Here is a 22,222-nt window from a genome sequence, read left to right on the forward strand (position 1 = left end):
AACATCGGAACTTACGCCACTGTGAAGTTCGCAGCGTCGTGTTCACCCCACGGGCCAGAGACGTCCTGAGGATTGCTGGCTGGTTCCCTCGCGAGGCGGGGGCTAGGCGTGGAGGTCGGATTTGCTGTTCTCTCAGCTCCCCGAAGCCCAGGGTCTGTACGACCCGGACAACGAAGTCGATTCCTGTGGTGTGGCGATGGTCGCCGACATCCACGGACGGCGTTCCCATTCGATCGTCGCCGACGGCCTTCTTGCCCTCGAGAACCTCGATCACCGCGGCGCGGCTGGAGCTCAGACCAACAGCGGTGACGGCGCGGGCATTCTGATGCAGGTTCCCCACGCCTTTTTACGTGAGGTGGTCGAGTTCGACCTGCCTCCGGCAAACCTCAACGGCGAGAACACTTTTGCTGCGGGAATCTGTTTTCTTCCTGCCGATCCGGGCGCCCGACGACGTGCGATCACCCGGGTGGAGGACATCGCCGCCGAGGAGAACCTCAGAATCCTCGGCTGGCGTGACCTGCCCGTCGAGGTGGATGAAGCCGACATCGGTGAGACGGCGCGGGGTTGCATGCCGTTCATGAGTCAGTTGTTCGTCAGCGGACCACTCGACGACGACGGCATCGCACCGTCGGGGCTGGAGCTCGACCGGCTCGTGTACCCGCTGCGTAAACGCGCGGAGCGGGTCACACCGGACCTCGAGACCGACGGCAGCGGATTGTATTTCGCCTCGCTGTCCAGTCGCACCATCGTCTACAAGGGCATGCTGACCACCAAACAGTTGCCGCTCTACTACCCGGATCTGCGCGATGAGCGGGCCGAGAGTGCCATCGCGATCGTGCACTCGCGGTTCTCCACCAACACCTTCCCGTCCTGGCCCCTGGCGCACCCGTTCCGGTTTGTCGCCCACAACGGGGAGATCAACACCGTTCGGGGCAACCGGAATCGCATGCGGGCCCGCGAAGCGCTTCTGGACACCGACCTGATCCCTGGCGACCTCAAGCGGCTGTTCCCGATCTGCACCCCGGATGCCTCCGACTCCGCGTCGCTCGACGAGGTGTTGGAGCTACTGCACCTCGGTGGTCGCAGCGTGCCGCACTGCGTGATGATGATGGTGCCCGAGGCCTGGGAGAACGTGCCCGACATGGATCCTCGGCGCCGCGCGTTCTGCCAGTTCCACGCCTCGATGATGGAGGCATGGGACGGTCCGGCCTGCGTCACCTTCACCGACGGCACGATGGTCGGTGCTGTGCTCGACCGCAACGGACTGCGGCCCGGGCGCTGGTGGCAGACCCGCGACGGACGGGTGGTCCTTGCCTCCGAAGCGGGCGTACTCGACATCCCCACCGACGACATCGTCGCCAAGGGCCGTCTCGAGCCGGGCAAGATGTTCCTGATCGACACCGCGGAGGGCCGGCGGATCACCGATGAGGAGATCAAGGGCCAGCTGATCGGTGAACAGCCGTACGAGGAGTGGCTGCACGCCGGACTGCTCGAACTGGCCAGGCTCCCGGAGCGTCCCCGGTTCCTGCCGACCCACGAAAGTGTGGTCCGCAGGCAGGTGTCGTTCGGGTACACCGAAGAAGACCTGCGTGTACTGATAACCCCGATGGCTGCCTCCGGGTACGAGGCGCTGGGCTCGATGGGCACCGACACCCCGATCGCCGTGCTCTCACAGCGTTCGCGTCTGCTCTACGACTACTTCGTGGAACTGTTCGCCCAGGTCACCAATCCACCGCTGGACGCGATCCGCGAGGAGATCGTGACCTCCATGGCTCGGGTGATGGGTCCCGAGCAGAATCTGCTGCACCCGAGTGCGGCGTCGTGCCGGCAGATCCTGCTGCCCTGGCCGGTGTTGAACAACGATGAGCTGGCCAAGATCGTGCACATCAACGACGACGGCAATCATCGGGGCCTGGCTGCCAAGGTGCTGCGCTCGCACTACCCGGTCGCCGAAGGGGGACCGGGTCTGGAACGCGCGCTCGAAGAACTGCGCAGGCGGGCCAGTGAGGCGATCGCGAACGGCTATTCGACGCTGGTGATCAGTGACCGCGAGGCCGACCGGGACAATGCGCCGATCCCGTCGTTGCTCGCGACGTCTGCCGTGCACCACCATCTGATCCGCACGAAAGAACGCACTCGGGTCGGTCTTGTCGTCGAGACCGGTGATGCGCGCGAGGTGCATCACGTCGCGCTGCTCATCGGCTTCGGAGCCGCAGCAGTGAACCCGTATCTGGCATTCGAGACCATCGAAGACCTTGTCCGCGAAGGCGAACTCACCGGCGTCACCCCGTCGAAGGCGGTCCGCAACTACTTGCAGGGACTGGGCAAGGGTGTGCTCAAGGTCATGAGCAAAATGGGCATCTCGACCGTCGGAAGTTACACGGCTGCACAGTGTTTTGAAGCCGTAGGACTCTCCGGCGACCTGGTGAAGGAGTACTTCACCCGTACGGTGTCGCGCATTGGCGGGGTCGGACTGGACGAACTGGCCGAGGAGGTCCGGATCCGTCACCACCGGGCTTACCCGCCCAACCCCACCGAGCAGGTCTACCGCCGGCTCGAGGTCGGTGGCGAATATCAGTACCGCCGTGAAGGTGAGCTGCACCTGTTCAGCCCGGAGACGGTGTTCTTGTTGCAGCACGCCAGCAAGTCCGGCCGAACCGACGTCTACCGCAAATACACCGACGAGGTGAACCGGCTCTCCCGCGAGGGCGGCACCTTGCGTGGGCTGTTCGAGTTCGACACCGAGGGTCGCGAACCGATCCCACTCGACGAGGTCGAATCGGTCGAGTCGATCATGACGCGGTTCAACACCGGCGCGATGAGCTACGGGTCGATCTCGGCCGAGGCACACGAGACGATCGCCATCGCCATGAACAGCATCGGTGGACGGTCGAACTCGGGTGAGGGCGGTGAGGACACCGATCGGCTCTACGACCCCACGCGCCGGAGCGCGGTGAAGCAGGTGGCCTCGGGGCGCTTCGGTGTCACCAGCGACTACCTCGTCAACGCGACCGACATCCAGATCAAGATGGCGCAGGGTGCCAAACCGGGTGAGGGTGGGCAACTGCCCGCCTACAAGGTGTACCCGTGGATCGCCAAGACACGGCATTCCACGCCGGGCGTCGCGCTCATCTCGCCGCCCCCGCACCACGACATCTATTCGATCGAGGATCTGGCCCAGCTGATCCACGACCTTAAGAACGCAAACCCGCAGGCGCGCATCCACGTGAAGCTCGTCAGCGCGATGGGTGTGGGTACGGTCGCGACCGGTGTGTCCAAGGCCCACGCCGACGTGGTGCTCATCTCCGGCCACGACGGCGGGACGGGTGCGTCCCCGCTGACCTCGCTCAAACACGCGGGCACGCCGTGGGAGATCGGTCTCGCCGATGCCCAACAGACGTTGATGCTCAACGGTTTACGCGATCGGATCACCGTCCAGTGCGATGGGGCGCTACGCACCGGCCGGGACGTCATGGTCGCGGCCTTGCTCGGGGCCGAGGAGTTCGGATTCTCCACCGCCCCGCTGATCGTGGCCGGCTGCATCATGATGCGGGTCTGCCATCTCGACACCTGCCCTGTGGGTGTGGCGACACAGAATCCCAAGTTGCGAGCCCGGTTCACGGGCAAGGCCGAGCACATCGTGAACTTCTTCAAGTTCGTCGCCGAGGATGTCCGCGAACATCTCGCGATGCTCGGATTCCGGACCCTCGATGAAGCGATCGGACGTTCCGATGCGCTCCACACCGCCCCCGGGGTTGCGCACTGGAAGTCGAAGGGGATCGACCTGTCGCCGATCTTCCACACGGCCGACACCGACTCGCCGAGGCGGCGGACCCGCGAGCAGTACCACGCCCTCGACAAGGCGCTGGACCAGACCTTGATCCAGCTGGCGGAGGGAGCGCTCGAAGATGCGCACCCGGTGACCCTCGACCTGCCCGTTCGCAACGTCAACCGGACGGTCGGAACCCTGCTGGGGTCTGAGGTGACGCGACGGTATGGCGCAGATGGTCTGGCCGAAGACACCATCACGGTGTCGTTGACGGGGTCTGCCGGCCAATCGCTGGGGGCGTTTCTCCCGCCGGGTATCACGCTGAACCTCACCGGCGACGCCAACGACTACGTCGGAAAAGGTCTGTGCGGCGGAAAGATCATCGTCCGGCCGCATCCCGACGCCCTTTTCATCGCCGAAGACCAGGTCATCGCCGGCAACACCATCCTGTACGGGGCCACCAGCGGCCAGGTCTATCTGCGCGGCCGAGTCGGCGAACGGTTCTCGGTGCGCAACTCCGGCGCCACCGCGGTGGTCGAAGGCGTCGGCGACCACGCCTGTGAGTACATGACGGGTGGGCGGGTGCTGATCCTCGGACCCACCGGTCGCAATCTCGCGGCGGGGATGTCCGGTGGCATCGCGTACGTCTACCGACTCGATCCGGGCATGGTGAACCAGGCGATGGTGGCGCTGCAGAATCCGGACCCCGACGACCTGCTCTTCCTGCACGAACACATCAGCAGACACGTCGAGCTCACGGGATCGGCGGTGGGCGCGTCGATGCTCGCTGACTGGCCTCGGCGAAGCCGCAAGTTCACCAAGGTGATGCCCACCGACTACCAGCGGGTGCTCGACGCCGCCCGGATGGCCGAAGCGGAAGGACGCGACGTGGAAGCTGCGATCATGGAGGCGGCTCGTGGCTGATCCGCGCGGATTCCTGGAGGTCGGCAAGACCGAGGCCCCGACCCGGCCGGTGTACGAACGGGTCAACGATTGGCGTGAGGTCTACGTCGACAAAGACCCCGACAAGGAGAACCAGCACGTCTCCGAGCAGGCCCGCAGGTGCATGGACTGCGGAATCCCGTTCTGCCACTCCGGATCTGCGGGCTGCCCGCTGGGCAACCTGATCCCCGAATGGAACGACCTGGTGCGCCGTGGCAGGTGGGATGCGGCCAGTGACCGCCTGCACGCCACCAACAACTTCCCCGAGTTCACCGGCAAGCTCTGCCCGGCGCCCTGCGAGGCGGCCTGCGTGCTGTCCATCTCGCACGCCACCACCGGCGGCAGCGTCACCATCAAGCGCATCGAGAAGACGATTGCCGAAGAGGCGTGGCGGGAGGGACTCGTCGTCCCGCAGACCTCGGCGACACTGTCCGGCAAATCGGTCGCGGTCGTCGGATCAGGTCCCGCTGGTCTGGCGGCCGCGCAACAGCTCACCCGAGCAGGTCACGCGGTGACCGTCTACGAGCGAGACGACCGTATCGGCGGTCTGCTCCGGTACGGCATCCCCGAGTACAAGATGCAGAAGTCGGACATCGACCGGCGGATCGCCCAGATGAAGGGGGAGGGCACCGAGTTCGTCACCGAGTGCAACGTCGGAGAAGACCTGACCGTCGCCGAGCTCCGCGACCGTCACGACGCCGTCGTCCTCGCTGTCGGCGCGCTCAAGGCCCGCGACAACCCCGAGGTCCCCGGACGTGAGCTGGGCGGTGTCCACCTCGCCATGGAGCATCTGGTGCCCGCCAATCGCGAGTGTGAGGGCGACGGCGCGTCACCGATCTCCGCCCACGGCAAACATGTGGTGATCATCGGCGGCGGCGACACCGGAGCCGACTGCCTGGGTACCGCCCACCGGCAGGGCGCTGCGTCGGTCACCCAGCTCGACTACAACCCCGAGTTGCCACCGGAACGGGACGAGAGTCTCTCACCCTGGCCGACATGGCCGTTGATCTTGCGCGACTCCGCCGCGCACGTCGAGGGTGGCGAGCGTAGATATCAGGTTGCGGTGCAACGTTTCCTTGGCGATGACAACGGCAACGTCACCGCGATGGTGCTGGCCGAGGTCACCGTCGAACGCGACGACAACGGCAGACGAAATGTCGTGCCGGTGGGGGATGAGTTCGAAATGCCCTGCGAATTGGCACTTTTCGCGATCGGGTTCGAGGGTGTTGAACGCACCACGTTGCTGACCGACCTCGAGTTGGCCCCCAACGGCCGCGGCGCGCTGTCCTGTGGGAGCGACTGGCAGACCGACACGCCCGGGGTGTTCGTCTGTGGCGATGCCCACCGCGGGGCGTCGCTGGTGGTGTGGGCGATCGCCGAGGGGCGGGCGGCGGCGCGTGGTGTGGATGAGTTCCTGATGGGCGAATCGGATTTGCCCTCACCGGTTCATCCCGCGGCGCTTCCGCTCTCGGTTCGCTGACGACGGACTGCCGCGGCGGCACCCACGACGAGGCCAAAGGCGGAGTTCGACGTAATTTCACGTGACGTCTTGGGTGCTTACGTGGAGGAGATCGCCGTCGCGGACTAGGCTCGGCGGAGTGAATCGACGTACCAAAATCGTGTGCACCCTGGGTCCTGCAACTGCAACCGACGAGCGCGTGCGTGAGTTGGTAGAGAGTGGCATGGATGTGGCCCGGCTGAACTTCAGCCACGGCAAACACGAAGACCACCGAGAAATGTACAACCGCGTGCGCAAGGCCTCCGACACCACGGGGCATGCGGTGGGCATCCTCGCCGACCTGCAGGGCCCGAAGATCCGGCTGGGAACGTTCGCCGACGGACCGGTGCAGTGGCCCGCGGGCAAGCAGGTCCGCATCACCGTCGATGACTGCGAAGGCACCGCCGAACGCGTGTCGACCACCTACAAGCAACTCGCTGTCGACGCCCGCCCCGGCGACCGACTGCTCGTCGACGACGGCAAGGTGGGGCTGACCGTCACCGACATCGACCAGAACGACGTCATCTGCACGGTCACCGAAGGCGGACCCGTCAGCAACAACAAAGGCGTCTCCCTCCCAGGGATGAACGTCTCGGTGCCCGCGATGTCCGACAAGGACGAAGCCGACCTCGAGTTCGCCCTGAAGCTCGGCGTCGACCTGATCGCCCTGTCCTTCGTCCGTTCGCCGGCCGACATCGAACTGGTCCACACCATCATGGATCGCGTGGGCCGCCGGGTCCCCGTCATCGCGAAGCTCGAAAAGCCCGAGGCCATCGACAACCTCGAAGCCGTCATCCTGGCATTCGACGCAGTGATGGTCGCCCGCGGTGACCTCGGCGTCGAGCTGCCCCTCGAAGAGGTCCCACTGGTGCAGAAACGGGCCATCCAGATGGCCCGCGAGAACGCCAAACCGGTGATCGTCGCGACGCAGATGCTCGAGTCGATGATCGAGAACTCGCGACCCACCCGCGCCGAGGCGTCAGACGTGGCCAACGCTGTACTCGACGGCGCCGACGCCGTCATGCTCTCCGGGGAGACCTCGGTCGGCAAGTACGTCATGGAAACCGTCCAGACCATGGCCCGCATCGTGAAGGCAGTGGAAAGCGGACCCCGCGACGTCCCGCCGCTCTCACACGTCCCGCGCACCAAACGCGGCATCATCTCCTACGCAGCCCGCGACATCGGCGAACGCCTCGACGCAAAAGCCCTCGTCGCGTTCACCCAGTCCGGCGACACGGTCCGCAGGCTCGCGCGCCTGCACACCCGACTGCCGCTGCTCGCGTTCACCCCGCTGCCCGAGGTACGCAGCCAACTCGCAATGAGCTGGGGCACAGAGACATTCATCGTCCCGCGCGTCGAATCCACCGACGCCATGATCCGTCAGGTGGACCAAGCGCTCCTGGAAATCGGGCGCCTCAAAGTCGGTGACCAGGTGGTCATCGTCGCCGGAGCCCCTCCCGGCACCGTCGGCACCACCAACCTGATCCATGTGCACAGGATCGGTGAAGACGACCACTAATATTTGCTCGCTCCGCTCGCTTTGTCGGTGTGGCCGTCATCGCGCGTTCTTCCCTCCTCTTCACATCGCTGGCGCTCGTTCATCGTCAGTCCAGAACGCGCGTGGCCACACCTCCCAGGTTCGCTTTGGTCGCTTGCGCTCCCTCGCTCGGCCACACCTCCCGGGTCGAATCGGTCGCTGTGCCCCCTCGCAACTAATGAGTGAGCGAGCGAAGCGAGTGATTGTCGCGGGTGGCCCCGCGTGCTCTGGACAGAGGAGCGAGGGAGCGCAGCGACTGAGTCGACGAAGGAAGAGCGCGTGACCCGGGCCACCAGCCCGCGAGCGGAGCGAGCCAAACCAGCACAGCGCGCGACTTGAGGCCGGTCGCCCCGCGAGCGGAGCGAGCCATCAGACACAGCTCAGCTAGCATTCGTCCTGTGACTGATGCCCCCGGCTCGACGTCCGACCTGAACAAACTGCTGGCGCTCTTCGATCTGGAGGAACGCGAGACCGACGTCTTCATCGGCGTCCACCCCGCTCAGGTGGGGCCGCGCACGTTCGGCGGTCAGCTACTCGGGCAAGGTGTGGTGGCTGCCGGGCGCAGTGTTCCGCGGCCCACGCCCGTGCATGCGCTGCACGCGCATTTCATCCGTGGCGGGGACGTGACCAAACCGCTGGAATACCACGTCACCCGTCTGCGAGACGGGAAGCCGTTCGCCAATCGCTTGGTCACCGCACTGCAGGGCGGCGAAGAAGTCCTGTCCATGCTGGTCGCCTTCCAGGACAACAAGGCCGGCCTGGAGCATTCGGTTCAGATCCCCGAGGTGCCGTACCCCGAGGACCTGCCCACCCTCGGTGAGCACTTCAAGGGGTTCGAAGAGCGCATCGCCATGTTCGTGAATGCGTTGCATCCCATCGACATTCGCTTCGCCAACGACCCCACGTGGAAAGTGCGCGAGTCGGGCGACACCCTGGAACACAACCGGGTGTGGATGCGTACCGACGGCCAGATGCCCGACGACCCGCTCCTGCACATCGCTGCGCTCTGCTACGCCTCGGACACCACAGTGCTCGATTCGATCCTGACAACGCACGGGTTGTCCTGGGGGATCGACCGGTTGTTCGCCGCCACCGTCAATCATTCGATGTGGTTCCACCGCGAGTTCCGGTTTGATGACTGGTTGCTCTACGCAAGTGAATCGCCGGTCGCGGCCGGCTCGCGAGGGCTGGCTTCGGGACGGTTCTTCACCCGCGAGGGATTGCTGGCGACGACCGTGGTCCAAGAAGCGCTCATCAAGTACTTCCCGCCACGCGGCTGACCCGACGCGCCGATGAGGCAGACTTGAATCATGTATCCCGCGCAGCAGACGCCGCAGTACTGGCTGGCGCCCGGACCTGATCTGCCGCCCCGCACCTGGCAACGGCGCACTCGCACACCGATCATCATCGTCAGTGCCGTCGTCGGTGTTGTGCTCGCCGTCATCGCGCTCGGTGCCATGGCCTGGGGTGTGCAAGGCCGCGACTTCACCGCCGAAGGCGAAGTTGTCCTCACCGGCGGCCAATATGCCGTGTCATCCGCTGACATCTGCGGTGGCACAGGCGAATTCGAAGACCTCAAGGTCGGTGCTCGAGTCCGCATCCTCGACGAGGAGCTCACCATTCTGGAAGAGGGCACACTCGGCGCACCTGAACTCTTCGACAACCGATGCCGCCTCGGATTCGCGGTCACCGGGGTACCGGAGGGCCGCGGCCGCTACGTCGTCGAGATCGGGACAACCGTCCGGCACGAGGCGAGCGAAGGCGTGCTCGAACGCGGCATCACGTTCGAGTTCTGAGCGAAGGCTCAGAGTTCGCGGTCCACGAACTCCGGGGTTGTGCGCTTCATGCCCGCTTTACGGGCAATGGAGTGGTTCTTGCCGCGCAGCAGCCGCAGTTGCAGCACCTGCTCCACCGGGAACGAGAACCGGGGAGAGCGCGACCAGGTCTTCTCGAGCAGCGTCTTCGTGGACGCCACCGAATCGGGGGAGCGGGACGCGATCTTCTCGATCAAGGCCATTGCCTCGGCCATCGGATCCTCGGCGACGCCGGTGACGAGCCCGATCTCCTTGGCATGGTCGGCAGAGAACATCTCGCCGGTCATGGTCAGTCGCTTGGCGATGTCGATGGTGGTGAGCTGGGCCAACGCGGCCGATGCCGACATGTCGGGGATCAATCCCCACTTGGCCTCCAAGACGGAGAAGTCGGCGTCAGGCGTGGCGAACCGGAAGTCGGCTCCCATCGCAATCTGCAGCCCGCCGCCGTAGCAATGGCCATGCACCACCGCGATGACGGGGACGGGAACCCGTCGCCACTCCCATGCGGGGTCCTGAAAACCGTTGGAGCCCTTCAGAAGGTTTGGGATGAAGTTCCGGTAGATGCTCTTCTCTTTGCCCTGGAGGCTGGCGAAATCAAGTCCGGCACTGAAAGATTTGCCCGCGCCGCTGATGATGACGGCGCGCAGGGTGCGGTCCTTGGCCGCCTGCCGGGCTGCTCTGGTGAGTCCGGCGAGCAACGGCAAGGTGAGTCCGTTGTGCTTGTCGGGCCGGTTGAGCTGCACATGCGCGATGGGACCGAATGGCGTCTTCTCCACCCGGTAGGTCACCGAATCGTCAGCCGCGGGGCGTGTCTCAGGGTCCGCGGCAATTGCGAGAGATGCGGGTCGCGAGGTGGCATCGGTCGAGGACATTCGGATCTCCTTCGGTGCGTATTCGCTTCGAGGGTACGCCCGAGACCCTGACCCGATTGACCGGCATCAACCCCTCCGGGGCTGTCGGTGGTGGGCGGACTCACACTGTCGCGGCGCCGTGACCTGCGTCGTCGTCGGGTCCCGAACTCGTATCGCGCTCGTCGAGAATGAAAAAGGCGAGGGTGACGGCAAGAAAGCCGGCGGGCAGCCAGGCGGCGTGCACACCCAGCCACTCCGTCGCGAACGCGCCGACCGCAGCGCCCAGGAAGAACGAGCCGATGACTTTGGAGTAGACGGCAAGCGCGCGCTTGGACGTCTCGGATCCGGTGGTGAGGACGCCGTACGCGGACTCGACGGTGTGCATCAAGTTCCCGGTGGTCGCGACCACCATGTAGTTGAGATCGCCGATCGAGCGGAACAGCTCGATCTGCATCGCGGCCATGAAAGAGATCGGCACCGTGACGTACATGTGGGGGACTGTCTCGGGAACGAATCCGATGGCGGCCAACGACAGGGCTTGGACGCCCATCGTCCATCGGATTGGATGGGTCACCACCGAGTCGAGGCGTCCGGTCTTGATGTGGGTCGACAGGGTGACACCCAGCAAAAACGCGACGATCGGCCAAATCCGCGCCACCGCGTCGGCGTAGTGCTGTTCGGACAGGTTGATGAAGAAGAAGATGACGTTCCCCGTCTGCACATTGGCGAACACGCCGCCGCGAACAAGGAATGTGTACGAGTCCAGGAAGCCACTGGCGCAAGTAACTAGCAAAGCGAATCGCAGCGTTGTCGTCGTGGTCGTCGGCATGGTTCTCCCGCCCGGAATCTCCTGTCCGAGGTGATGTTACGGCCGAGGTGCGCCCTCCGGGTGCCAAGCGGCGCGGGCAGTCTGTCTGGGGTGTTGCGTCGTGGTCGCCATATTGCAGGTGGGTGTCGGCTGTCCGATTTGTCGGGTCATCGGCGAATCGCCTTCGGGAGCGGCGCGGCAGCGCTAGATTCTGATCACAGCCGTGTTCATGATGCGTCGCGACCAACCGCCGGGAGAACTGATGAGCGAGAACACCACCGACGTCGTCTTTCACCACGCTTCGGGAGTCGCCGTGCACACCACGGCCGAAGCGTTTCAGCAGACCGCCAAGATGCACCCCGATCGTGTCGCGTTGCGCACTCCGGGCGGGATCCAGGAGATCACCTGGCGTGAGTACGCTCAGCGTGTCGAGGCAATCGCACGAGGCCTCGTGCGTCTCGGTGTCACACGTGGCGACACCGTCGGCCTGATGTTGACCAATCGCCCCGAATTCCACCTCGTCGACACCGCCATCGTTCACCTGGGAGCGATCCCGTTCTCGGTGTACAACACCAGCGCACCCGAGCAGCTCGAGTACCTGTTCACCGATGCCGCCAACAAGATCGTGATCACCGAGCAGGTGTTCATGCCCGCCATCAAACAGTCCGGCGTGGCGCTCGAGCACATCATCACCGTCGACGGCCCGGCCGAAGGTGCCATCGAACTCAAAGACGTGGAAGCCCGGGGCGACGAAGAGTTCGATTTCGAAGCTTCCTGGCGCGCAGTGGAATCCGATGACCTGGTCACGTTGATCTACACCTCGGGAACCACGGGACCTCCGAAGGGCGTGGAGATCACGCACAGCAACGTGATCTCCGCCGCGGAATCGGTGGCCGACGAACTGCAGTTCGGATTCGACGACCGGATCATCTCCTACCTGCCGGCCGCACACATTGCCGATCGGGTGTCATCTCACGGTGCCAGCCAGATGCGCGGAATCCAGATCACCTCGGTGGCCGATCCGCGAGAATTCGCTTCAGCGCTGCCCGATGTACGGCCGACCGTCTTCTTCGGGGTTCCCCGTGTGTGGCAGAAGGTGAAGGCCGGCATCGAAGGCAAGCTTGCCGAAGAGACGAGCCCGCTGAAGAAGAAGCTTGCGGGATGGGCGCTCGACGTGGGCCGGCGCGCAGCCAAGGCCGACTTGGCGGGCACTCCGAGGGGCAAGACCCTCGCTGCACAGCACCGCGTGGCAGACACCCTCGTGCTGTCGAAAGTCCGTGCGGCGCTTGGACTCGACGAACTGAAGGTGGCCATCTCGGGTGCGGCGTCCATTCCGGCCGAGGTCATCGAGTTCTTCGTCGGGATCGGCATTCCCGTCATAGAGGTGTGGGGTCTGTCCGAGACGACCGGAGCTGCGACGAAGACGACCACGGACAATCTGAAGGTCGGCACGGTCGGCAAACCCGTGGACGGTGTGGAGATCAAACTGGCCGACGACGGCGAAGTGCTGGTGCGAGCTCCGATGGTCATGCGCGGTTACCGCAACAAGCCGGAGAAGACGGCAGAGGCGATTGATGCCGACGGGTGGTTCGCCACCGGCGATGTGGGCAAGATCGACGACGAGGGAAACCTGACAATCGTCGACCGCAAGAAGGAACTCATCATCAATGAGTCCGGCAAGAACATGGCGCCGAGCACAATCGAGAACGCGGTGAAGGCGTCCTCGTCGCTGATCAGCCAGGTGGTCGCGATCGGCGACAACAAGCCGTACATCAGCGCCTTGGTGGTCCTTGATCCCGACGTCGCGACGTCGCGTGCAAAAGCTCTGGGTATCCCCGAGGCGCAGATCGCGGATCTTGCCGAGAACCCCGAGATCATCGAAGAGGTCACGCTGGCAGTGAAGGCAGGCAACTCGAAGTTGTCGCGGGTGGAGCAGGTCAAACGGTTCGCGATCGTGCCATCGGCCTGGGATCCGGGCGGCGACGAACTGACTCCGACGATGAAATTGCGGCGCAAGCCGATTGCCGGCAAGTATGCCGACACGATCGTCGATCTCTTCTCGAACCCGCCGGGTGCCGGAGTCATCGACCTCGGGTGACCGCGCGCGGTCTCATCGCGCAGGCGATGATGGTGCAGTGACTGCAGCAGTGATCTTCGACATGGACGGTGTGCTCATCGATTCCGAGCCCATCTGGGAACAGGTGCGCCGGGATGTGGTGGCCGAACACGGCGGTCGGTGGCTTGACGAGGCACAGACCGCACTGATGGGCATGAGCACTCCGGAGTGGGCGAAGTACCTGAGTGAGGACCTCGGTGTGGGCAAGCCGCCGAATGAGGTCGCGCAGATCGTGATCGACAAGATGGTCGAGCGGTATGAGGACCATCTCCCGGTGTTACCGGGCGCCGATGACGCAGTGCGACGGTGTGCCGGGCGGTGGCCATTGGGGCTGGCCAGCTCATCGCCCCGGCAACTCATCGATGCTGTCCTGCGGTCGGCGGGATGGACCGACCTTTTTGCGGTGACCGTGTCGACCGAGGAGCTCAGCAGGGGTAAACCCGCGCCCGACGTCTACCTCTCGGCGGCACGGGCGTTGGGGTTCGAGCCCGCAGAGTGTGTTGCGGTGGAGGATTCGTCCAACGGTATGCGGTCCGCGACCGCCGCCGGACTGGTGCTCATCGCTGCACCCCGGCCGGAATACCCGCCGGCCCCGGAAGCCATCGCAGGGGCAGCTGTTGTGCTCGACGATCTCGACGGGCTCGAGGATCGCGTCGCGGCACTCGCTTGAACGCGCGCACGGGCGTCTCGATCCCGCCGGCAGCCACTGTGATGTAGTTGAGGCGCGCGATTGGGTACCCGTCTGAGGTCAGACTTTTCCATCCGAACAGACGAATCCATTGATACGGGAGGCAGCGATGAGCGATTCACACCCGAACGAGCAGCCTGGCAGCACCGATGAGCCGAGCAAGACGGTCGATGATCTGGAAGAGAAGATCAGTCAAGAACATGCTGACTCGGGCAAAGCCGGGCCGTCCATCAACGACAGCGACCCCGGGGACAGTGCCGATTCGGATTCGAGCGGGTCGGATCCCAGTGGTGACACCAGCACCGCGCAGGGGTCGGCTACCGGCGAACCACCGGACTGACAATCCGGAAAACCCGCCCGATCATTCACGATTCGGCGTCGCGTCGACGATCGGACGGGTTTTGCTCACGGCGTCACAACAAGGCCGGAGCCAGACGACGCCACTGCTCCCTTGGGTACACCTTGGGGTCGGTGTCGAGTACCTGCACACAGACGTGGTCGGCACCGGCGGCGAGGTGCTCCTGCACCCGGCCGGCGATGGCGGCTTCGTCGCCCCACGCGATGATGGCGTCGAACAACCGGTCGCTGACCGATGTCAGATCGTCTTCGGTGAAACCCGAGCGCAGCAGGTTGTTCGCGTAGTTCGGCAGCCCGAGGTAATTACGCAGCCACTCGGTTCCGATCGAGCGGGCGTGGTCGGCGTCCGTGGTCAGGATGGCGGTCTGCTCGGGGAGCAGTAGAGGGCCGGTGCCCAGGGATTCGCGCGCCCGGGCGGTGAAGTCGGGTGTGACCAGGTACGGGTGTGATCCGTTCGCGCGAGTTGCGGACAAGTGCAACATCTTTGGTCCCAGCGCGGCGAGGACGCGGGCGTCGACGGGGACTGGCTGTTCGGTCGCGTCCAGAGCCTCGAGGTACGCCTTGGTTGCAGCCAACGGCTTCTTGTATCGGCCCGGGTCGCCCGCGTCGATGAGTGGAGCGTGACTCACGCCGATTCCGAGCAACAAGCGCTCTCCGTGCGCAGAGACCAGGGACTGGTATTTCGCGGCGACGTCCACCGGTTCGTGCATCCACAGGTTGAGGATGCCCGTTGCGACGACGGCTTTGCTCGTGGCTCCGAGGAGGTTCTCCACGGCGTCGAACAGCGGACCTCCGACGTCAGGGATCCACAGTGCGGTGTATCCCAGGTCCTCCAGTTCGGCGGCAGCTTCTGCGGATTCGGCTGCATCGCCATAGCGCAACTGCGAACTCCAAACGCCTACACCTGCAAGTTGCATGGTCATCTCCTCGGTGACGCACCAGGGCGCCGTCGGCGCTCATGAGCGCGTGATGTGATTCGAGATCTGCTGTCCACGATGCTAGTCGATCGCTTGATCGGCGCGACCGGTCACGGTGGAGTATTGTTCGAGCGCTCGCGAGTACACGGCGTCATGCATCGCCGAAATGCGCTGCCGCTCAGTTTCTCTCGAGGCTCTGCTGGCTGCCGGTGTGCTGTCGCGTTCGGCGTGTGTGGCCCTCAAGGCCTCGGTCAGGCTGTTGGGATCGAATCTGTTCAATCCGAAACCGTATGTTCGACATGGCTTTTGATCGGCGAAGTAGCCGCAGTCCGGAGCGATCACCGCGGTCCCCAGGTCGTAGCACGCTTCCAGCCATCCCGAATGTGTTCCGAATCGGTAGGGGAGCACACTGACATCGATTTCGATCAGGTACTGCCAGAGTTCGTTGTCGTCGAACCGGTCGTGAATCCTGAGGTCCACATTGTGCTCGGTTGCGTAGTCGGTGATGATCGCGGCGAGGTCGGCCGTTCGTTGGTCGACACCAGGATCGAGGACATGGGCGTCGAGATCCACCCGCACTCGGGCGTTCGGTAGATCGGCCGCGGTTGTCACGACAGTGTCCAGTATCGCAAGCGGGTCGAGGTTGGCCCGAAGGCTCTTCGCGTGGATGCCGATGACGAACTCGGGCCTGTCCTCACGAGGCCGGCCGATCAAGGGGAGAGGGGCCACGTGCGGATGGGGAATGACAGTGGCGTCGACCCCCCAGCGCCGAGAGATTTCGCTGGCTGCCCCGGTGGTGAGTGTGATGACTTCGTCGGCTCCGGGCACCAGCACTCCCAGCTGTTCCAAGTGCTGCGTGTTGTCCGAGAAGTGGGGGTTGTGCAGGTCGTGGGCGGTGAACACCAGAGGTTTGTCGTGATGGTGCAGCACATCGATGATCTCTCGGAGAAGATCGACGGGGATCGCGTCGAATCCGAAGTGAAGGTGCATCAGATCGAAGTCGTTGATGTGACCGCGTAACCAGGCGGGTTCGAGCCACCGCGGTGGCCACCACGGATCGTTGCTGTCGGCGCCTTCGGGCACCGGATCGGAGAGCCGGGTCACCCGGGAATCGCCGGCGTCGAGATGGGTGACGTACCGGTGTCCCGTGGGGACCGAGGCAATGGTGATCAAGTCGATGATTCCTCCATGGGCATTTCGGATACCCGGGGTGTGGCCACCCCGGCCCGGCTGTTCGAGAGGAGATGCGTCCTGACATCAAAGTACTATCGCGGCGCCCGTCCAAAATGCGGGGTCAAGCGGCGGTGAGCAGAAGGGATGAGGTGGACGGACGTACCCGGCACTACGGCGAGTTCTATGGTGTCGCCGACAACGAGACAATCGACGATCGGCAAATTCTGGTCGTGTGGGGCAACTGTCAGGCCGAAGCGATGAGGGTCGTTCTGTCGGGATCACCTGATCTTGCGTACCGCACGATCCGGGTGCCGCCGGTGCACGAACTCGAGGCCTCCGACATCCCGCAGGTCGAATCGCTCATCCGCGAGGCTGCGGTCATCGTTTCGCAGCCGGTGCGCGGCGGATATCGCGGGCTGCCGATCGGCAGTCCGGACCTTGCCGACATGGCGCCGTCGGCGAAGCGCATCGCATGGCCGGTGATCCGCTACGGTGGGCTGTTCCCGTTCCAGGTCATCGTTCGGCATCCTGCGAGCCCCGCTGCGGTTCCGCCCGGCGTTCCGTATCACGACCTGAGAACCATTTTTGCGGCACGGGACGGACGAAAGTCGTTCGACGACTGGGATGTACATGTCGCACGCGAGAACATTAGCGAAGCAGCCCGATGGAGTGTCGAGCAGTTGGCGGCCCGTGAGAGCCGACATTGCGACGTCACCGTCTCCGATGTGCTGCTCGGACTCGGAGCGGACGCCGCACACACCATCAATCACCCGGGCAACAAGGTGCTTCTCGCCCTTGCCGGCCGTATCTTGGGTGAGCTCGGAGCATCTGTGCCCGAGGCACCCGCGCGAGAGCTGCTGGGCAATACTCGAGCGCCGCTGGAACAGCGGGTGATCGACGCTCTGGGCCTCGATGCCGCCGCGCAGCTTTCGTGGCGTGTGGATGGAGAATCGCTGAGCGAAGAAGACGTCCACGAACGACAAATTCGTTGGTACATCGATAATCCTGCATACATCGACGCAGCTCTCGACCGCTACCGTGAACTCATCTCGATTCTGGGCTTGTCATGAGAGGAGCGATCGGGCACCTCGCCGTTGGACCTCAGACGCATGGGGTTGTTCGCTATGCGCACTCGGTGTTCGAGGCAGCGGTGGCAGTAGGCGCCGACCATCGGCTCCACCACGTGCACGGTCCAGTGGCCGAGTTTCGAGAAATCCTCGAGGACTGCGCGCTTGTCCATCTTCACGTCACCGATCGCCTGTTCGGACGGACGCCGTCCGAAGCACGAAGCGGTGTTTTGTCAATCATCGAGAGCTTGCGGCGGCCCGTGTCGGTCACCCTGCACGACCTTCCGCAGCCTTCCGACGGCGCGGCCATGCCTGCTCGTGTCGAGTTCTATCGGGCTGTCGCGCGAGTTGCATCGGGCGTGATCGTGTCGAGCCGCCACGAAGCGGACCTGTTTGCAGAGTTCATCGATGCTGCGATGATGGTCGAGGTGGTACCGCTCATGATCGACGATGTCCGTGCCGAAAAGCGCTCTGGAACAAGGGAACTGACGGTAGGCGTCTTGGGATTTCTTTACCCGGGTAAAGGTCATATGGAAACGTTGCAGGCGATGGCGGGACTCGATCCATCGGTCGCCTTCGTTGCCCTCGGGGGTCCGTCCGCCGGCCACGAGAACCTCGCCGACGAATTGGGCAAGGTTGCCGCAGACATGGGGCGGCGTTGTGAGGTCACCGGGTTCTTGTCCGATGCCGAACTGCGACGACGGTCTGCCGAGATCACCGTGCCGGTGGCCTACCACCGGCACATGTCTGCGTCGGGTTCCATCAACGCCTGGATCTCAGCGGGCCGACGGCCGTTGGTACCGCACACCGCCTACACCGAGGAGCTGACAACACGGTCTCCCGGCGTGGTCACCGTCCACCCCAATGACAATGATTCGCTGCGCATTGCGATCGAGGATGGCTTGGCAGATCCGGACGCCACCTGGATCGATGCCTCGACGGTGCCATCCCCGACGCCGGCGGACGTGGCAACGACGTACGAGCGGCTACTGCGGCGGTGGAGTGCGTGAGCGCCATTCCTCTCGACGACGGACGGATGATCCTGCCCGACAACCGGTGGGACCTCGTCGAGTATTCGTCGGATACGCCGTTGGTGAGTGTTGTCATCCCTTACTACAACCAGCAACGTCAGCTGAACCTCGTGCTGAAAGCGTTGACGGCACAAACATATCCACTAGATCGGTTAGAGGTGGTGATCGCCGACGATGGGTCCGCGCAGGCACCCGATGTCGGCGAGTGGGCCTCGACGCTGTCGGTGACAGTGGTCAGCCAGGAGGACAAAGGGTTTCGTGCCGCGGCGGCTCGCAATCTCGGCGCGTCGACATCCAAGGGATCGATCTTGTGCTTCCTTGATGCTGATACGGTGCCCGCCCCCGACTACATCCGCCGCGCCGTCCGATTGCCCGCGGCGGCCCCGGACACCGTCGTCGTCGGAAGGCGTAAGCACGCGGACCTGTCGCGGGTGGATGCGGGATCGGTAAGCGAGTGGTTGACGGACAACGCGCACACCGGACAAGGGCACGCCCACGAACCGCAATGGTTGGTGGACGGGTACGAACGGACCCGGAACCTGCTGACGCCCGGCTGGGACGGGTACAAGTACATGCTCAGTGCTGTGATGACATGCAGCCGTGAACTGTTCGAAACCATCGGAGGTTTTGACGAGTCGTTTGTGCAGTACGGGGGAGAGGACTGGGAACTGGCGAACCGGGCCTTCATGATGGGTGCCGTATTTGCGCATGAACCGGCAGCGCTCGCCTGGCACGACGGACCCGACTGGGCGGAGCGCCCGGTGACGGACCGAGCGGCGGAGAAGAACGCCGAAGCACTGGCCCTGGCGCGGTTGCTCACCGATCCTGCAGCCAGAGCCACCGGTCTGCAGTACCTGATTCCGGACGTGGCCGTCTTGGTCTCGACTGATGGACATACTGCGCCGTCGTTGTTGCACACGGTGTCCAGCGTGCTCAGGGGCGTCGACGCTGCGGTGTGGTTGACCGGACTCGACGCCGGCGCTCTGTTGCGCGAACTGGGTATTCATGACTCCCGTGTCCGTCTCGGCGAGCCGAACCCGAAGGTGCTGTCGCGGTGCCGGTTCGTCGTCGAGGTGACCGGCCGCGTCGTCTTCTCCGCCGACAGCATCGCTTGCCTCACTGCCGGGGTGGCGCCGGGTGCGGCCGGACAGGTGGATGTCGAATTCGGTTCGGGGTCCTCGGCGTCGGTGACGACGTGGTCGTCGCGTGCGCTGCAGAGGTCACGACGATGGTCGGAAGAAGCAGGAGTGACCACCGAGGAGCTGATCGAGATGTTGTTCGGAGTCCGACGCGTCGAGTCCGGAAGTGTCGGAATCGTTGTCGCCGAAGAAGACCCGTTGTTGAGTTGGTAGCGCAGCGGTCAGGGTAGCAAGATCACCTTGCCTGCGGCGTGACCGTCTTGCAGGTATCGGTGGGCGTCCGCTGCGTGGTCGAGCGGGTAGGTCCGGTCGATCTCGACCCGCAGGCTGCCGTCGCCGGCCAACCGCGCGAGGTCGGCGCGGGCGGCGTCACGAATGGCGGTACCGGGGTCAGCCCCTGGCCCGTTGCCGAGGAGTCTGATCCCGGTCCCTTCAGTCTTGCCGAAGCCCGCGATGGTCGCGATCCGGCTTTGATCCGAGACCAACTCGAGGGATACCGCTATTGCTTCGTCTGTGCCCACGGTGTCGATGGCGGCGTCGACGCCCTCCGGTGCGAGGGAACGGACGCGGTCAGCCAGGCCCGAACCGTAAACGACAGGCACAGCACCCAATTCGGTCAGAACACCGTGCCTGCGGTGGCTCGCGGTGGCGATCACCCTGGACCCACGCAGCACTGCCAGTTGCCCGGCGCTGAGCCCAACCCCACCTGCACCGCCGTGGATCAACAAGGTCTCGCCCGCCACAGGGTGAACGGTCTCGAGCAGATGAACTGCTGTCGCACCGACGAGCATCAGACCCGCCGCTTGTTCGAACGAGATCGCGACGGGCTTGGTCACCACATTGGAGGCCGACGTCAGCACCTGCTCTGCATAGCCACCTTTGACCCGGAAGGCGATCACCTCGTCGCCGACGGACAGTGGACCTGAGATGCCCGCGGAATCGGGTCCGACGGCGGCGATCACACCCGACACCTCCATGCCCAAATGCAAAGGAAGCTTGCTCGGGTCGGTACCGAAGCCGCCGCTGTAGAGCTTGAGGTCGACGGGGTTGACGCCTGCCGCTTTGACGTCGATCAGTACTTCTCCCGGCCCTGGGTTACCAAGGTCGAGATCTTTGACCTGGAGGACTTCCGGACCGCCATACGCACTCGCGACTACTGCCTTTGCCATGACCGCAATCGTAGATCCATGATCCAGGTCCGCAAGCGACAACCGTTGGCTCACCGAAAGAGTTCGCGCCGCCGTGTTGTCCTCGAAGGTTGCATTGATGCGGGCACCGGGGCGTGGGCCGGCGGTATGGGCGCGTGGACCGAGAGTTGATACATCGACGTCGTGGGTGTACGCCAGGCCGGTCGGCTGTGGGAACCGTTGCAAGGCTGCGTCATCGCCGATTGACAGTGCCGGGGGCCGGCAATGGGACGCCCCATCGGGCCAGGTCCACCAACACGGTGTGAAGGAACGCAATTTGGGATTGGGCCCGCCGGCAGGGCCACAACCTCAGGAGGGTTTCGGTTCTGGCGCATTATTATTTGTGGCGAGTCGATGATTGCCGTGCCCGGTCCACGGCGCCGCTGCTTGTTGTGGACGTCGGCCGGCCGTCAGGCTAGGGCGAGGAAAAGCTTCTCCAGTTCGGCTTCGGTTAAGGGCGCCTGGTCGCCGTCGGCGCCGTTGATGCATTGGCGCATTCCTGACGCAACGATTTTGAAGCCGGCACGGTCGAGAGCGCGGGACACTGCGGCGAGTTGGGTGACGACGTCTTTGCAGTCGCGGCCTGCTTCGATCATCGCTATCACCCCGGAGAGTTGTCCCTGCGCCCGGCGGAGTCGGTTCAGTACAGCCGCCATTGATTCTTCGTCACCGGTCACGAGTCATGCCTCTCTGTTTGTCTAACACGTACCACGGTACCCCAGGGGGTATAGGCACGCGATGTAATCGTGGTTGACCCGTTGATACCCCCGGGGGTACCTTCGGGCTAGCGTGAATACCCCAGGGGGTATCCAGTCGATATCTGGAGAGAAGGTTTGTTGCCATGTCCGACATCTCGACCACCGATCAGCCGTCCAGTTCGCCACCGAGGTCAGCGCCTGGGGTGCTGGGCCGGTGGGGTGCGGCGATGGCCGGTCGATCGCGCTGGGTCTTCGGCGTCTGGTTGCTGGTCCTAGTTGGTTTGGGAGCGGCCGCGCCGTCAGTGTTTTCCTCCTTGGCCGGTGCCGGCTGGCAGGCCAACGGGTCAGAGTCGGTGCAGGTGCGCGAGCTGGCGCAGCAGCATTTCGGCGGGAACTCGTCGGCTGCGGTGCAGGTCGTCATCCACTCGGACCGCGACACCGTCGACAACCCGGTGATGCAAGAAACAATCGCCAATGCCACCGCGGTGTTTGCTGGTGACTCCCGATTCGCGGCGGTGGTGCCCCCACAACCGGAGATGACGATCAGCCCGGATCAGCACACCGGCATCCTGATCGCTGGCGCAAACGCTAACACCGACGACATGGTTCGGGCTGTCGACGAGGTCAAGG

General features: G+C 64.4%; 17 protein-coding genes and 1 pseudogene. 12 read left to right on the forward strand and 6 right to left on the reverse strand.

What is annotated here, in order from left to right:
- Positions 1-121: 121 nt before the first annotated feature.
- The 5 genes from gltB (at position 122) to ACVWY6_RS06680 (ending at position 9,542) form a co-directional block, all read left to right on the forward strand.
- Positions 122-4,693: a glutamate synthase large subunit gene (gene gltB / locus ACVWY6_RS06660; protein ID WP_457536795.1), complete on the forward strand. Its 4,572-nt coding sequence runs from the start codon at positions 122-124 to the stop codon at positions 4,691-4,693.
- Positions 4,686-6,191 (forward strand): glutamate synthase subunit beta, encoded by a 1,506-nt coding sequence (locus ACVWY6_RS06665; protein ID WP_317714397.1) that lies wholly within the window; start codon positions 4,686-4,688, stop codon positions 6,189-6,191. The genes gltB and ACVWY6_RS06665 overlap by 8 nt, the downstream gene beginning before the upstream one ends.
- A gap of 118 nt (positions 6,192-6,309) precedes the next feature.
- Positions 6,310-7,728: a pyruvate kinase gene (pyk, locus tag ACVWY6_RS06670; RefSeq protein ID WP_023960951.1), complete on the forward strand. Its 1,419-nt coding sequence runs from the start codon at positions 6,310-6,312 to the stop codon at positions 7,726-7,728.
- Positions 7,729-8,144: 416 nt separating this feature from the next.
- Complete coding sequence (locus ACVWY6_RS06675) at positions 8,145-9,026, forward strand: acyl-CoA thioesterase (RefSeq protein WP_457536797.1); 882 nt, start codon at positions 8,145-8,147, stop codon at positions 9,024-9,026.
- Positions 9,027-9,056: 30 nt separating this feature from the next.
- Positions 9,057-9,542 (forward strand): hypothetical protein, encoded by a 486-nt coding sequence (locus ACVWY6_RS06680; RefSeq protein WP_457536798.1) that lies wholly within the window; start codon positions 9,057-9,059, stop codon positions 9,540-9,542.
- A gap of 8 nt (positions 9,543-9,550) precedes the next feature.
- Here the strand turns inward: ACVWY6_RS06680 and ACVWY6_RS06685 are convergent, their stop codons facing one another.
- Positions 9,551-10,348, reverse strand: a complete 798-nt coding sequence (locus ACVWY6_RS06685; protein WP_457536931.1) for a crotonase/enoyl-CoA hydratase family protein — start codon at positions 10,346-10,348, stop codon at positions 9,551-9,553.
- 184 nt (positions 10,349-10,532) lie between these two features.
- Positions 10,533-11,240, reverse strand: a complete 708-nt coding sequence (locus tag ACVWY6_RS06690; protein WP_457536800.1) for a YoaK family protein — start codon at positions 11,238-11,240, stop codon at positions 10,533-10,535.
- Positions 11,241-11,481: 241 nt separating this feature from the next.
- Here ACVWY6_RS06690 and ACVWY6_RS06695 point away from each other — a divergent pair, with 241 nt between their 5' ends.
- From ACVWY6_RS06695 to ACVWY6_RS06705, 3 genes are all read left to right on the forward strand, one after another.
- On the forward strand, positions 11,482-13,317 hold the full coding sequence (locus tag ACVWY6_RS06695) for an AMP-dependent synthetase/ligase (RefSeq protein WP_457536801.1): 1,836 nt from the start codon (positions 11,482-11,484) through the stop codon (positions 13,315-13,317).
- Positions 13,318-13,354: 37 nt separating this feature from the next.
- Complete coding sequence (locus tag ACVWY6_RS06700; RefSeq protein WP_457536803.1) at positions 13,355-14,005, forward strand: HAD family hydrolase; 651 nt, start codon at positions 13,355-13,357, stop codon at positions 14,003-14,005.
- 127 nt (positions 14,006-14,132) lie between these two features.
- Positions 14,133-14,363, forward strand: a complete 231-nt coding sequence (locus tag ACVWY6_RS06705) for a hypothetical protein (RefSeq protein ID WP_062799416.1) — start codon at positions 14,133-14,135, stop codon at positions 14,361-14,363.
- Between the two features lie 73 nt (positions 14,364-14,436).
- On the opposite strand, the gene ACVWY6_RS06710 is transcribed toward ACVWY6_RS06705, so the two are convergent.
- Positions 14,437-15,297, reverse strand: coding sequence for an LLM class F420-dependent oxidoreductase (locus ACVWY6_RS06710; protein WP_457536805.1), 861 nt, complete (start codon positions 15,295-15,297; stop codon positions 14,437-14,439).
- An 81-nt stretch (positions 15,298-15,378) separates the two neighbouring features.
- On the reverse strand, positions 15,379-16,470 hold the full coding sequence (locus ACVWY6_RS06715; protein ID WP_457536806.1) for a glycosyltransferase: 1,092 nt from the start codon (positions 16,468-16,470) through the stop codon (positions 15,379-15,381).
- Between the two features lie 131 nt (positions 16,471-16,601).
- Here ACVWY6_RS06715 and ACVWY6_RS06720 point away from each other — a divergent pair, with 131 nt between their 5' ends.
- From ACVWY6_RS06720 to ACVWY6_RS06730, 3 genes are all read left to right on the forward strand, one after another.
- A complete protein-coding gene (locus ACVWY6_RS06720) occupies positions 16,602-17,540 on the forward strand; it encodes a WcbI family polysaccharide biosynthesis putative acetyltransferase (protein WP_457536808.1) in 939 nt (312 codons plus the stop codon).
- A gap of 65 nt (positions 17,541-17,605) precedes the next feature.
- Complete coding sequence (locus tag ACVWY6_RS06725) at positions 17,606-18,547, forward strand: hypothetical protein (protein WP_457536810.1); 942 nt, start codon at positions 17,606-17,608, stop codon at positions 18,545-18,547.
- On the forward strand, positions 18,544-19,920 hold the full coding sequence (locus ACVWY6_RS06730; protein WP_457536812.1) for a glycosyltransferase: 1,377 nt from the start codon (positions 18,544-18,546) through the stop codon (positions 19,918-19,920). Before ACVWY6_RS06725 ends, ACVWY6_RS06730 begins: the two co-directional genes overlap by 4 nt.
- Positions 19,921-19,928: 8 nt before the next feature.
- Here ACVWY6_RS06730 and ACVWY6_RS06735 read toward each other — a convergent pair whose 3' ends face one another.
- Both ACVWY6_RS06735 and ACVWY6_RS06740 read right to left on the reverse strand, forming a co-directional pair.
- Positions 19,929-20,876, reverse strand: coding sequence for a quinone oxidoreductase family protein (locus tag ACVWY6_RS06735; protein ID WP_457536814.1), 948 nt, complete (start codon positions 20,874-20,876; stop codon positions 19,929-19,931).
- A 428-nt stretch (positions 20,877-21,304) separates the two neighbouring features.
- Positions 21,305-21,571 (reverse strand): metal-sensitive transcriptional regulator, encoded by a 267-nt coding sequence (locus ACVWY6_RS06740; protein ID WP_023959022.1) that lies wholly within the window; start codon positions 21,569-21,571, stop codon positions 21,305-21,307.
- A gap of 164 nt (positions 21,572-21,735) precedes the next feature.
- On the opposite strand from ACVWY6_RS06740, the pseudogene ACVWY6_RS06745 reads away from it, so the two are divergent.
- A pseudogene (locus ACVWY6_RS06745) lies at positions 21,736-22,222 on the forward strand (MMPL family transporter); the annotation flags it as partial.

The sequence above is a fragment of the Williamsia sp. R60 genome (assembly GCF_054063855.1).